The sequence below is a fragment of the Sphingobacterium bambusae genome (assembly GCF_033955345.1).
Taxonomy (GTDB): domain Bacteria; phylum Bacteroidota; class Bacteroidia; order Sphingobacteriales; family Sphingobacteriaceae; genus Sphingobacterium; species Sphingobacterium bambusae.
In genome coordinates this window covers 3,279,516-3,293,091 of record NZ_CP138332.1, presented here as the reverse complement: position 1 = coordinate 3,293,091, position 13,576 = coordinate 3,279,516, and the positions used below count along the sequence as shown (strand labels likewise).

Sequence of the window (13,576 nt, the reverse complement as noted above, 5' to 3'; positions counted from 1 at the left end):
AAACAATAGACATGATAATCATGAAAAAATACATCAGCTTCCTTTTTGCCAGCATGCACCTGCTTCTTGCCTGTGCAAAACCACAAGAGGCCGTCGAACAACCCGAGCCGGGCAAGAAAGCCCTCGTTGTGGGCTACCTCTTTGCCAACGAACAATTGCTGAATGCAGCCAAACAGGTAGACTTTGCGAAGATCACCCACCTGAATATTGCCTTTATCAATCCCGATGCACAAGGGAATTTCGCCGAAGTAGCCGGCCTGAAAGAAGCCGCACAACTAGCTCACCATAGCGGCGTTAAGGTTTTTGCCTCTTTTGCTGGTGGAAATCCTCCCCAGCACCTGAAACACTTGCTGCAGCCGGCACAGCAATCCAAATTGATCGAACAATTCGCCCAGTTGATTGATCGCTACAACTTAGATGGCATTGATGTCGATCTGGAAGGCGATTTTATTGACGGCAATTACGAATCGTTTGTGCTCGCACTATCCAAGATGTTGCGCAGCAGGGGTAAAGAAATGACCGCCGCCGTGGCCACCTGGACATCGAATCGCATATCCGATAAGGCTCTCGCCGTATATGACCTGCTGCACATCATGTCTTACGACCATACCGGTCCTTGGAACAAAGACAAGCCCGGCCCGCACGCCACCTACGAACATATGGTCGCCGATTTTACCCATTGGCGCGATGCCAGAAAAGTGCCCGCCAGTAAGCTTGTCATCGGTGTCCCTTTCTATGGATATGGTTTTGGCGAGGCTATAGCCGATGATATCACCTTCAAGGAACTCATCGCTCAGTATCCTTTGTCGGCAGATGCCGACAAAATAGACATCCCAGGGAAAGGCACCTTCTATTACAACGGACGGAAAGCCATCGGTAAAAAAGCAGCCTACGCCCGAGAGCAACGCGCTGCCGGGATCATGATCTGGCATTTGCTTGCCGATGCGCCGGCACCGAATTCGCTACTACATATTATTGTTGAGCAGCTAGCGGAATAGTCTAGCAGCCATTTTTTACCTGATTAGCAAAAAAATTATGAAAAAAATAACAAGTCTACTCATCATCGCCATCAGCATCCTGCAACTGGGATGCTCCAGCGACGATACTTTTGATAATGAATTTTACCCGCGGATATTTGATAACGGCAATACCTTCACCTCGCCCAATCGCATTGTCTCGGAAGGCGAGTCCGTCAACTACGGCAGGCTGAGTTTTTCCCCTTCGCCTAGCCGCGGCATGGAGATCAGCTGGAAGGTTGATGGCGTGCATGTATCCAGCGATACCGCTTTTGTGTTTAACCCACCTGCCGGTGGTGGCGAATTTGAGATCTCGCTCGAAGCGAGCTACAAGGGCCAAAGCTCTAAACGTATCTCCAAGGTACTGGTCAGCCCATCATCCTATACACCCAAGCCCTATGAACATATCGCCCTTTCCTACCTCACCGAGAATGGCAATGCGACCCATATCGATTGGGCGCAGGTCACCCATGTGGCCTTCAATGGAGCACGCGTGCTGCCTGAAGGAACGGTGGATTTCTCGAAAGGCGATCTCAATCAAGTGACCGATGAACTGGTGGCACGTGCACATATCCACGGCGTCCCCTTTTTACTCAGTGTGTCTGGCCGTCTGTCGGGCGTAGATGGCTGGTCGCTATACAACAATACCGACTTCGGAACGGTGATCAGCGATCCGATTATGATGCCGCAACTGGTCAGCAGCTTAGCCGCCTATGTAGCAGCCAAGCGCATCGACGGCGTAGACATCTTGATGACCGACTTGAGCAACGATGATTATGGCATCTCCGCCCGTAATGCTGCTGCTGTAGCACCGTTCATACGTGCGCTGAAAGCCGCCTTACCCAGCACTGCAATCGTCACCGCAACGGTCACCACCAATTACCTGCATTGGGAATATACCGATCTTTCTGCCGCCGACTGGATACATGTGCGTTCATTCGAGAATGGCCTGCATGTAGGCCCTGGCGCTCCCTTGGGGCAATCTTCTCCCATGGATTTCTTGATCAGCTCGGCCAATATTTGGCTCAACAAAGGCTATCCGGCAGCCAAATTAGTATTGGGCATTCCGGCCTTCGGTGTTCGTTATGATCGCTTAGATGCCAATGGCAACAACCAAGACTGGGGTTCCTACGGGTACATGCCTTTTGTCGAAATTTTAAATGCCAGCAGTGATGAGCAGGCCTACAGCAAAGACTTTCTACCTAACGTAGCTTCCGGCGTTTATTACAACGGTACAGAACTCGTGAAGCAAAAAGCGGCATACATCAAGAGCAATGGCTTTAAAGGCGCTTACCTTTGGGCGGGCGATTACGATGTGCGCGATGCACGATCCTTGATGAATAGTATTAAAAGCAGCCTCGGCGAATAAAATAGATAAGCAAAAAGCAGAACTCCCACATGACAGCAACAGCGCAACAGCGATTTCTAGCGATCGATATCCTTCGGGCAACCACCATGTTCTTCATGATCTTCGTAAACGACACTTGGACCTTAACGGATATTCCTCACTGGATCGAGCATGTTGCGGCGGATGCCGACGGGATGGGTTTCGCCGATGTAATTTTTCCCTTGTTCCTCTTTATCGTAGGCCTTTCCCTCCCCTATGCCATCGATAGTAAAAGAGCGAAAGGCGAAAAAGCGGCGTCCATCCTGTGGCACATCGCTTCCCGTACCTTTGCGTTGTTGAGCATGGGCTTTTTTCTGGTGAACCAAGAAAACTATAGCCCCAATGCCTATCTGCATAAATCTTGGTGGACCAGCCTGCTGATACTCGCTTTCTTCTTGATCTGGCGAGTTTATCCCAAAGGCAACAAAGCGGTGATTTGGTATAAGCTGATTGGTGTATCGTTGCTTATAGCCTTAGTTTTTCTGTATGAGAACATCGATGGTCAGCGCGGACTCACGGCCATGGGCATACACTGGTGGGGTATCCTCGGCCTTATCGGCTGGGGATACTTCACGGCCGCCCTGGTGTATTTTTTGGCCAAAGGTCGGTTGTTGCCTATTCTGCTAGCCATCGCACTCTTGCTGGCCATCAATATAGGCACACATTTGCATATCATGCAGGCCTTTGCAGGCATACAACCTTACTTCTGGTTTGCCGGCGACGGCGCCATGGGCTTATTTTGCCTATTTGGCGTGCTCTCTACCTTGCTGTATCGAGAGCTGCAAGAAAAGGTAAGCGCGCGCTATGTATCCTTTTTGGCGCTCGCGAGCTTGCTTTTGATCGCTGGTTTTGCCACACGCCCGCTCTGGGGCATTTCCAAAATTCAGTCTACCCCCTCGTGGGTATTGATCTGCAGCGGCATTGCTGTTTGTATGTTTGCGTTGGCGATAGCAATTGCCAAGTCCAAAGCAGCCCTAAAATGGCACGCGGCCATACGTCCAGCAGGCAGCAGCACCTTGACCTGCTACCTGGTGCCTTATGTGTTTTACGCACTTATGGGAGCCGCCTATACCCAACTTCCCGCTATACTGACCACTGGGCTTGTTGGCATCGCGAAATCCTTACTGTTCGCCTACCTCATTATACAGATAACAGCCGCTTTAGAAAAGAAATCTTGGAAGTTAAAGATATGATTGGGTATCGCTCAAGTGGATGCTATCCACCTATTTTTGGATAGCAGATTGAAGGTAGATGGCTTAAGAAACGAATTTGCTATCTACGGTATCAAGTTCGCTGAATACCGAATTTTGCGACACAAACTCGGGAACGATACCTTTGAGTTGTCGTACAATTTCCAATTGCACATTTTCCGATCCGCCCGTCTCATACTTTACATAGGTACACAGGGCTTCGATCTGTACGCGTTTCATCGGTAAATCCTCCGTGCAAACTTTAGCAATCATAATCTTCGGATGGTGCGTATTGATGGTGTTCTCATTATCAGCTAGCAGCTCTTCAAAGATCTTTTCTCCTGGGCGTAGACCCACAATTTTGATATCAATATCTTGCGGATAGCGGTAACCTTTCAGCTTGATCATACGTTTGGCCAAATCCATAATCTTAATCGATTTGCCCATATCAAACACAAAAATCTCTCCGCCATGCCCCATGGTCCCCGCTTCCAGCACCAGTTGACAGGCCTCCGGAATAGTCATGAAATAGCGGGTAATATCAGGATGGGTTAAGGTAAGTGGTCCACCACGCTCCATTTGCTTTTCGAAGAGCGGAATGACCGATCCGTTGGATCCGAGCACGTTGCCAAACCGGGTAATGATAAAATTAGTCTTGCTGCGTGCATTGCAGGAGTTAATATAAATCTCCGCCGCCCGCTTGCTCGCCCCCATCACATTCGTAGGGTTCACGGCCTTGTCGGTAGAAATCATCACGAACTTGTAGGCCTCAAATTCCATCGCCAAATCGGCCATAATCCGACTGCCATACACATTTGTCCAAATGGCTTCATACGGATTTTCCTCCATCAGGGGCACATGCTTATAGGCCGCCGCATGAAAGATCACCGTAGGTCGATATTTTTCAAAGATACGCTTCATAAAAATGTGGTCTCTTACATCTCCAACCACAAAGGAGGCGTACTCCGGTTGCTGTAGGTGGATCGTTTGCTGCAAATCGTAAAGCGGCGATTCGGCTTGATCCAGTAGAATTAATTTTTTATAGTTTACGCGTCCTATCTGTCGTGCCAGTTCACTGCCTATGGATCCCGCAGCGCCCGTCACCAAGATCACCCGATCATGCAACTCTTCCTCCACAATGGGATTATTCAAACGTATAGGCTTGCGCCCCAAAAGATCTTCGATCTGCAGCTTGCGGATTTGCCGTTTTCCACCGCCATTTAACAGGGAACGACCCGGCTGCATAATTTTTAGTTCGAGGTTCAATTGCTGGAAATGATCCGTAACCCGGGACAAACGCTCGGGGTCATTGTTTTCTACAGCAATGATCACCTCATCGATATCATGACGACGCACATAGTCTTCATCGATATCGGCAATATCCAAAATTCGGATCCCGCGCGAGTTCTTGCCTACTTTATTGGCTTTATCCTCTACGAAAGCGAGCACTTTATTCTTCGCGCGGATATCATCGTTCAGCATGGCATAAGCCACCAATCCAGGTCTTGAAGCGCCAAAGATTAAAAGATGTCGGCTTTTTCGTTTCGTAAAAAACAAGGCCTCGTAAAGCTGCCGGTAGACTACCCTCGCCGCCACCAGCATTACCATGGTAAAAAAACCATGGGTAAAAATCAAGGCATAGGATTGTCGGAGATAATCACTAATAGGCGTACCTTTCACAAAGACCTGCCGTACACCGAAACTGATCACGAAAAGGAGCATGCAAGCCAGCCACACCGTCTTAAAGATCCGTATGGCTTCACTGAGTCCGGTGTGCCGCACAATGTCGCGATAGGTGCGCATGTACAGAAATGAACCTGTATACACCGTCAAGACCAACAGACTCTTTTTGCTCATCAAGAGCACATTAAAATTTCCGCGAAAACTATTGACGATATAATGAGACACGAGGTAGCAGAGCAGAACAATACACATGTCCACCAAAAGAATCACCCAACGGGGATTATCTTTTCTCAACTTCCTTCGTAATAAATTCAGCTTCATGAGTTGCGCCGATTTTTCCTCAAAATAACGAATAATTCACGATATCTTCCATATGATTTAATAGCTAAGGACTGAAGCAATTCAAGTTCTGCTGCACCAGCAAACTATCTATGAAATTATAGGGGTATCGTGAAAATCTAAGGGTTAATAACAATAAGTGCACACAACTGCAAAATGACCACAATAGCCAACGCAGAAAATGCCCAAAGATTTCGCTCTGCCAAGGATGCACGTGTGTAACGGTTTCTTAATTTCTCCATGCTCAATGTGCCGCTAATCAGATAACAGCATCTTGTGTTTAGCAATAACTATACCGAAAAAGAAAAACACATACGCATTGGCCGTAAACTATCTGATTTCGCCTCTTCTCTTAGCCACAGCATCCTCTCAAAATGGCTAGCAATCCAAAAAGGATCCGCAACCTACCGCCCTATTATTTATACAGAAATAATTTTTTACTAAAACGGTTTTGCTGTATCAAAAATAGTCCATATATTTGTCCTATCATAATTTAGGTTTATAATTGGTTAGCAAAGGCTTTCATTCTCCCCGTTTGAAAGCCTTTTTTTTGTTTTGTGACAACGTGATATGGTTACAAAGTGACGAAAGAAAAGCCTTTCACCAAATCATCAGCTTGTCACTTCATCACCCTGTCACTACACCACTACTTATACTTCAAAATCAATTCAGCTCGGCTACTCACCTGCAATTTTTGGTAAATATTTCGAATATGGTACTTCACGGTATCGACGCTTACAAATAAAGTGCTAGCCACTTCTTTATAAGATGCGCCGGCTTGCAGCATGGAGACTATTTCAATTTCGCGAGGCGTTAATTGTTCCGTTTTTTCGTATTTGCTGACATTTAATGCCGGGTTGAAATGCTCGAAGACGAGGCGCGCCACCTGCGGACTCATCACCGAGCCTCCGTTCATCACCTCCAACAAGCGTTCTTCGATCTGCGGTAGCGGTGTCCCCTTGAGCAGATAGCCAGATGCGCCCGCGCATAAGGCCTGAAACACGGCATCTTTATTTTCAAAGACAGTAAACATCACCACCTGCACATCGGGGGCCCGTCGTTTGACATACCAAGTGGTTTCAATGCCCGACTTACCGGGCAAGCCGATATCACTCAGCACGATATCAAGCTGTTGCGATTTCCAACGATCGGTCAGCGCCTCATACGAGTTTGCCGTGAGCTGCAGGTCAAAAAATTTGGAGACGCTGAAAAAACTAGCTAAGAGATCCAATACATGTTGTCGATCCTCGACAATGGCCAAACGGTATTTTTTATCCATTATTTTTCAATTACGATGGCCTATGCCTGTACATTTTTATAGACATAGTAGCCCAGCGGTTTAGAAAGTGCGCTAAGAAATATCCAAAGACTAAACACAAAGTAAAACAAACTTACCCAAATCAACTGATCAATATCCCGCATAATAAACGAAGACTGCAGCTGGTTGAAAAGCAAACTGAGCACCAAGCTCGTTTGCATCAAAAGATGCAGGGAATAAAAACAGGCATACCAAATCATATAACTTTTTATCGAAGGGGCCAGTGCTGAAAAACGATGATCATGCACGTAAATTAATCTCCATTGCGCCATTAAATATACGAAAGCTAAGAAGAACCGCAGTATATAATGCCATTTTTGATTAATGTATCCGAATTGATGCAAAACCCCCATCTTCATGTCTTGCACCACATTTTCCAGCAACGCTTTCTTTTCCACTAGGGGGGCGATAGCGTAAGGAATAACATCAATGACCCCAAAGAAAAACGGCAAAAGATGCAACCACCAGAATTTGGGATATTTGCTATTTGGAAATAGGGTAAACTGGGTGGCAAAGTAAGTCGCTGGTCCAATCAGGTAATAGAAAGGAATACCTTTGTTGTAGAGATTGGGCACCTCACGAATGAGGCCGGTGTAAATCAACACATACACCAAGGCATGCCACAACAGCGCCGCCGCGGCCACGCAAATCAAGACTTCCGCTTTCCTATTATGCTTGCGAAGCTTTATCAAGCGCATCCCCACCCCGATTATACACAGCAATACCCCCGTCAGCGCGAGTGTTATTGCCAAATTCCGTAACGCATTTTCCATCATCCTTTTCTGTTATTTTAAATCCACCACTTTAATTTTGTTCTGCGCGAAGGCACGCGGAGCTCCACGATAAAGAAAGCCTGATCCTTCCATCGATCTATGGTACCACCAATTTGCTTTACCCGATCTTCCATATTGCCCATGCCCTGTCCTACGCGTAGTCGCCTCGTCTCCGAGGGCTGCATAATACCGTCATTGCTCACCCGCAAGCGTAATTCGCCGCGTTGAAAATGCAGCAAGATATCGATCCGGCTCGGTTGTGCATGTTTACAGATATTATGCAACATCTCTTTGAACAGCAGGTAAACATGTTGACGCACAACCTGCCGCAAGCTTTTATCGTAATCAATATCTACGTCGAATACAATATGCGCTCCTAAGGGCTCCAACATGTTTGCGGCCAAGAACTTGATCCGGTCTTCCAAACTTCCCTGATAGTTATTGCGCCCATCTATCGACCAGATAATATCGTCCATCATCTGTGTGGCCTCCCGACTAAACCGACCAATAGAAAGCACACTCTCCTGCACCTGCGTTTCTCCGCTCAGCATCAGCAGGTCGGCTTGCATCGATATGCCCGTCAACAGGCCGCCTACTTCGTCGTGCAGATCGCTAGAGATTTGTCGGCGCAACAATTTCTCATTTCGCTTGCGTCGGTTACGCTCAAAAAGCACATAGGTGGTCACCCCGCTAACGCCCAGCAACAGCAAGAAATAAAAGCCCTGTGTCTCCATAAACACCGGTTGTTTTTTCACCAGCCAACTCCATGTTTCGGTATGGGCGGTGTTGCTCGGGCTAACTTTCACGGAAATACGATACTCGCCAGCTGTCATGCCCGAGAGGTTAATCTGGTTAGACATGGGCATCTCCTGGTAGCCATCCATCAGCGGCTCAATCTTATAGTACATGGCGTAGCCCTGTCGGTAGTAATTTGTTCGCGCAAAATCCATGGTAAACATCACCGCCTCTCGGGGCAGGTCGAGCGTATCCCGCAATTCGTTCCAAGCATAGTTATGTTGAAAAAGATTGGTCTTCATACCAATATGCAGAGAGGATACCACCGGTTTAGGCGCATAGTCGTGCTCAGCCAGCTGCAGCAAGGCCTGCGGATTAAAAACCATGTAGCCCTCGGTGCCTCCCATAAACAACTTCTCCTCGGCAGCATCGTAATACAAAGCCTTGTGGTTGAACTCCTCGAAAGGCAATCCATCGGCCATGTGGTAGTTGTAAATTTTATCCTTGATCTTGACCGATAGTCCGCGGCGGGTGCCCGCGAAGATGGCACCTTTATAGTTGAACAGCTGGTAAACGATGTTACTGGACAATCCCTGCTCGACACGGAACAAACTCGCTTTCCCATCTTCCAACACTACCAGGCCGCGACCTTTCGTCGCTAAATAGACTTTTCCTTGGCAGATCACGTGATCGTATATCGACAGGTTGGCCGCATCCAAGGGATACCGCTTCTCGACCATGTTCCGTCGATATTCAAAATAGCCATCTTCACCCGAAAAGCTGAGCAAACCATCGCTGTAACGAATCGACAGCATCCGCATACCGTCGCCCACGAGCTTTCCCCGTTTATCTAGCAAGGGTAATACCTTTCCCGACCCGAGCGCATAACGCCAAATACCATTTGCCGTGCCCACCAACACCGTATCGCTATGCAGTCGGGCAGCACAGTGTGCCATGGTGCTAAACTGCCTACGGTATCTGCTATCCACCTGAATGCTAGCCGAGGCATATTGACCATGCCGCAGGTAAGCTAAGAACTCCCCTTCGATCACCGCCAACGCTGTATCAGCCGTTAAAGGAAGAAAAGCATAGTAATTCTTCTCGGGAGCCTCGGTAAAAGTGCGCACCGCCCCCGTGGGCGATAATAGGTGCATATAGCCATAGCCACCAATAAAGTAATTTCCCTGCTGTTTGATCATGCCGCGCGTGCTGCCAGCATCCACAAAGTCAAAGGATATCTCCGCAGGAAATACCGCATATAGCCCCTGATCCGTAGACAGCAGCCACTCATCGCCGTTTCGCTGCCAATGGTTGAGGCGCTTGTACAGCACCGTTTCCGCCAAACGATGGCTAGCCACTTTCAGGCGTCTAAAAGCAATATCCCTACTATATTCGAAATATTGGCCATTACGATGAAAAAAACGGATTTTATCCCCATCCGCAACAGCCCAATGGTTCCAATTGGTGAAATCATGTTCATGCTCGCTCTTGAGGGTAGACAATACAAAACGACGCCCGTCATACAGGTAATATCCATCACGGTAGTTCCGCAATAGCAGACCGCCTTTTAGGGGCAGCAAATCTTCCAGCTGTTCAAAAATAGAAGAGGGAATAGCGCGCAGGCGTCTTTTCTCGCCCCGCCTATCGTAATGGTAAAGTTTTTCATTGATAGCCAGCCAAATAGCCGACTCATCCGCCACGAAGAGCTTTCCCACAGGCGTCCGTCCCAGCCCTTTGGCATAGTCAAAGCTAAACAGAAAGGTTTTATCTTGGGCAGTAATCTGGTAGACCTCCCCGCGGTCGGTAGCCACGAAAAAATCATCCTTCATCCGCGCAAAACCCACCGCCTTGCGGTGTACCAGTTTTTCAGCAAAGGGTTGCTGATAGCAAAATTTCCATGTTTTTAAATCAAAGATAAGGATCCCATTTCGGCTATTCAACCATAGTCTGCCCCAAGGGTCCATGCTTAGATCTTGAATCTCATCAAAGGGCAACCGTCCGGGATACAGCTTGGCAAAGGGCAGCACATGCACCCCATCATAGCGAAAGAGCTCGCCTCCCGCTACCGCCCAGATCATACCCTCGGCATCCTTTGCTGCGCGGCTAAACATCACATGCTCTTTATCAATACCTTCTAGAATACGCACCTGCCGATAAGGGGAATTGGCCATAACGCTACCGCAGCCGAGCAGAAACACACAGCAGTGTACAAAAAAAATATAGGATCGCAACGATCTATTTCCCATGAGGCGAATTCGCGTAAGATAAAGGGGTACCTTAACAATTGGCAATCCCGCCAGCTAGCGATAGCAGCCCGCTACTCGTTGAGCATCTGGGGGGTTAATAGTTGAATGAAGAAAGAGTCTACATAACCATTTCTTCAGAAAGGTCAAGTTACCGTTGTAAATATACTTATTTTTTGGAGCCAAAAAAGTGACATATATCACAAGAATCCCGACCGGCCTTGCGTTCTATCGGGATTATCTGTTATTTATACAATATTTGGTGAATAAACAGCTCCTAAAGCAAGCCGTCCATCTCGATCTATTTTGCGATGGTAATCACCGCCCTGCTAAGCCGAGGATCGTCGTAGAACATATTATCCACACCACCTTTGTAGTCTACCTCCAGCTGCGATGCCGGCACATTAAATTCGCGTACCAACACATTGTATATGGCTTCGGCTCGTTCCCGGCTTAGGCGTTGGTTGGTGGATTTGCTTCCCGTACCTTTATCTGCATAACCCACAATATGGTAACGCAATTCGGGATTACCTTCCTTGATAATCTTCGCAAAGAAGCCCAAGTTCACACGAGCCTCGTTGCTTACCGTACTCCTGTTGATCGGGAAGGTCACCAAAATAGGTGCCGCCAGCACATTCTTCTCGATAATCAAATCTGTTACCGTGGTATCCCGCGCGTTAGCCAACTGCTTCTTTAGTGCTTCATTGCTTTGCGCCAACTCGTTTACCTTGGTGCGTAGCGCATTAATTTCTTCCGAATTATCGTAGCGAATGGTGGTGGTCTTTTCCTTTCCCCACTCGCGTGTTCCAAATTTGTAAACCACACCCACAGCAGCTGTCAGCATCCCTTCATCCCGTCTACCGCCAAGCTCGCCGTCAAAGCGGTCATTCACCAAACTTCCGCGCAGATCCAACGTTAAATCCAAAGCGCTGGTCATTCGAAATTTATTAAAAAGACCCAAGTTAGCACTAACTTCGTCCGATTTAGGTTCATCCCAGGTAAACATGTACCCCAGACCAACATAGGGACTGATTTCATAGAAGCGATCGGGTTTGTAGCCTTTAAACAGGTTGGTAAAGTTAAAGAGCACGTCGCCATGGAGATTGAGGTAATTAAATTCTTGGTTGTACAAGCCTTGTGAAGCATCGTAAATGGTACCCAACGAGTGGCTTCCATTTTGGGTAACGCCCTTATTTTTGATCCCATTGATGGCCAAGCGCGTTCCAATACCAGGGGTAAACCACTTGCCCACATGCAGTTCAAAGGCCGGCACCAAGCGATCACCAAAATTCATCTGCCGATTGTGGTCGCCGTAAAAGAACTGCGTTCCTACACCGGCTCCAATAAACCAATTGTCAGCAAATTTATTGGTCACCACACGATGCTTGTCCGAACTCACCTCGACGGTAGAATCAGCAACAGTGTTCGTGGATTGGGCCAATGCGGCCGAAAATACAAAGGTCAAGCCTAGACCAAGTAGAAGTATTTTCATAAGTTGGAGTTTTAATTGCGTTTAATCTTCATAAGTAGATGCCATGTGCACCTGTATTGAACAGTGAAACTATTCACAAAAAAGCGCACAAAAACCAAGCCAGTAGCGCTCATAATCAGCCTATTTGCTTAATTTAGGCGGATTATCGCATAAATACTTCAAAAATTAATGGTATTTTAACCTTAATGAAAATCATGGACAATTTGGCAGAGCGAGATGAGCACGCAGCGACCTTTTAAATCTCCAGTTTCAGGGACAAATTGTCAGCAAAATTAGACAATGAAAGCCCCTAGTTCTTCGATAGCGTTAGTGTAGGGAATACGTTTTCAAAAATATCTTTTTCCGCTTTTAGCTGATCGTAATGGGGAGCAGCTTCCGGCTGTACGTTCACTTGCGCGCGTCGAGGTCCTCTGCGCGGCGGCGCCTCCCAGCGTGGGCGGTTCCAATCTTGGTAATTGATTTTATAGATAATTCCAACAGCCGCCGTAAGCATGCCTTCGTCTTTGCGTCCGCCTAGCTCGCCATCAAAGCGATCTTCGACCATACTACCTCGTACATCGACCGTCAGATCTATAAACTCGTTCAGATAAATGGTATTGAAAATACCAAAGCTAGCACTGATCGCGCGGGATCGTGGCTTCTCCCAAGTGCCCATCAGCCCTAGTCCGACATAAGGTATCGGATGCCATGTTTGATAGTCGTATCCTTCGATCATGTTCATGATATCGAACATCACGTCACCATGGGCGTGAAGATAGTTAAATTCCTGTACCTCCAACCATTTGGAAGCGTCGTATACCTCGCCGGTAGAGTGGCTCCCATTCTGGGTGAGGCCCCTATTCTTCAGCCCGTTCAAGCCAAGTCGAAGCCCTAGACCAGAGGTAAACCATTTACCGCCATGCAGCTCAAAGGCAGGCACGATACGATCCAAAAAATCCATCTGCCGATTATGGTCGCCATAGTAAAACTGCCCACCAACACCAGCTCCAATAAACCAGTTTTCTTTCAAGCCACTTCCACCGACGCGATACTGAGCCGATAAAGGAGCGCAAAAAAATAAACAAGCTACCCATAGGGCAACACGTTGCAAGTCTCTTATTTTCATGTCGTGGGCAATTTAAAATGTAGCAATAGCGACAACAAATCCGAAGGTTCAGGTTGCTGTTTATTCCTTACATCAGCGTTTAACGCAGGGTAAAAGTAGCCATTATAGGAAGGACATCCAATTTTTTTTTGCATAAACAACCAAATGGGCAGGGCTGCCCATCCTTATTTTAGGATTGTTCTACGTTACCAAAATAGCGATCAACAAGACCTTTTCGTTCCTTCAACCACTTCACGAGGCTCACGGTAGATACGTTGTATTTTTTAGAGGCTTCCTCCAAAAAAAGTTCACCGCA

At 47.4% G+C, this 13,576-nt stretch carries 10 protein-coding genes; 3 read left to right on the top strand and 7 right to left on the bottom strand.

From position 1 onward, the window contains the following. Positions 1 to 20: 20 nt before the first annotated feature. The 3 genes from SCB77_RS13660 to SCB77_RS13650 are packed head-to-tail and all read left to right on the top strand — an operon-like array spanning position 21 to position 3,596. Positions 21 to 998, top strand: a complete 978-nt coding sequence (locus SCB77_RS13660) for a glycosyl hydrolase family 18 protein (protein ID WP_320182565.1) — start codon at positions 21 to 23, stop codon at positions 996 to 998. 37 nt (positions 999 to 1,035) lie between these two features. Then, complete coding sequence (locus SCB77_RS13655) at positions 1,036 to 2,385, top strand: glycosyl hydrolase family 18 protein (RefSeq protein WP_320182564.1); 1,350 nt, start codon at positions 1,036 to 1,038, stop codon at positions 2,383 to 2,385. A gap of 29 nt (positions 2,386 to 2,414) precedes the next feature. Then, complete coding sequence (locus tag SCB77_RS13650; RefSeq protein WP_320182563.1) at positions 2,415 to 3,596, top strand: DUF5009 domain-containing protein; 1,182 nt, start codon at positions 2,415 to 2,417, stop codon at positions 3,594 to 3,596. Positions 3,597 to 3,659: 63 nt separating this feature from the next. Here the strand turns inward: SCB77_RS13650 and SCB77_RS13645 are convergent, their stop codons facing one another. From SCB77_RS13645 to SCB77_RS13615, 7 genes are all read right to left on the bottom strand, one after another. Next, positions 3,660 to 5,597, bottom strand: a complete 1,938-nt coding sequence (locus SCB77_RS13645; protein ID WP_320182562.1) for a polysaccharide biosynthesis protein — start codon at positions 5,595 to 5,597, stop codon at positions 3,660 to 3,662. Positions 5,598 to 5,734: 137 nt separating this feature from the next. Next, entirely contained in the window at positions 5,735 to 5,857 is a 123-nt protein-coding gene (locus SCB77_RS13640; protein ID WP_320182561.1) for a hypothetical protein, read from the bottom strand. 404 nt (positions 5,858 to 6,261) lie between these two features. Then, positions 6,262 to 6,894 (bottom strand): response regulator transcription factor, encoded by a 633-nt coding sequence (locus SCB77_RS13635; protein WP_320182560.1) that lies wholly within the window; start codon positions 6,892 to 6,894, stop codon positions 6,262 to 6,264. Positions 6,895 to 6,914: 20 nt separating this feature from the next. Continuing rightward, the gene (locus SCB77_RS13630) at positions 6,915 to 7,709 is read right to left on the bottom strand and encodes a hypothetical protein (RefSeq protein ID WP_320182559.1); all 795 of its coding nucleotides are present in this window, start codon (positions 7,707 to 7,709) and stop codon (positions 6,915 to 6,917) included. Between the two features lie 14 nt (positions 7,710 to 7,723). Then, entirely contained in the window at positions 7,724 to 10,612 is a 2,889-nt protein-coding gene (locus tag SCB77_RS13625) for a sensor histidine kinase (RefSeq protein WP_320182558.1), read from the bottom strand. A 373-nt stretch (positions 10,613 to 10,985) separates the two neighbouring features. Then, a complete protein-coding gene (locus tag SCB77_RS13620; RefSeq protein ID WP_320182557.1) occupies positions 10,986 to 12,176 on the bottom strand; it encodes an OmpA family protein in 1,191 nt (396 codons plus the stop codon). 289 nt (positions 12,177 to 12,465) lie between these two features. Beyond that, positions 12,466 to 13,281: a hypothetical protein gene (locus SCB77_RS13615; RefSeq protein ID WP_320182556.1), complete on the bottom strand. Its 816-nt coding sequence runs from the start codon at positions 13,279 to 13,281 to the stop codon at positions 12,466 to 12,468. Positions 13,282 to 13,576 lie beyond the last annotated feature (295 nt).

Excerpts from the sequence above, each read along its gene's own strand:
- SCB77_RS13660 (WP_320182565.1), top strand. The coding sequence starts at position 21 with ATGAAAAAATACATCAGCTTCCTTTTTGCCAGCATGCACCTGCTTCTT.
- SCB77_RS13655 (WP_320182564.1), top strand. The coding sequence starts at position 1,036 with ATGAAAAAAATAACAAGTCTACTCATCATCGCCATCAGCATCCTGCAA.
- SCB77_RS13650 (WP_320182563.1), top strand. The coding sequence starts at position 2,415 with ATGACAGCAACAGCGCAACAGCGATTTCTAGCGATCGATATCCTTCGG.
- SCB77_RS13645 (WP_320182562.1), bottom strand. The coding sequence starts at position 5,597 with ATGAAGCTGAATTTATTACGAAGGAAGTTGAGAAAAGATAATCCCCGT.
- SCB77_RS13640 (WP_320182561.1), bottom strand. The coding sequence starts at position 5,857 with ATGGAGAAATTAAGAAACCGTTACACACGTGCATCCTTGGCAGAGCGA.
- SCB77_RS13635 (WP_320182560.1), bottom strand. The coding sequence starts at position 6,894 with ATGGATAAAAAATACCGTTTGGCCATTGTCGAGGATCGACAACATGTA.
- SCB77_RS13630 (WP_320182559.1), bottom strand. The coding sequence starts at position 7,709 with ATGATGGAAAATGCGTTACGGAATTTGGCAATAACACTCGCGCTGACG.
- SCB77_RS13625 (WP_320182558.1), bottom strand. The coding sequence starts at position 10,612 with ATGGCCAATTCCCCTTATCGGCAGGTGCGTATTCTAGAAGGTATTGAT.
- SCB77_RS13620 (WP_320182557.1), bottom strand. The coding sequence starts at position 12,176 with ATGAAAATACTTCTACTTGGTCTAGGCTTGACCTTTGTATTTTCGGCC.
- SCB77_RS13615 (WP_320182556.1), bottom strand. The coding sequence starts at position 13,281 with ATGAAAATAAGAGACTTGCAACGTGTTGCCCTATGGGTAGCTTGTTTA.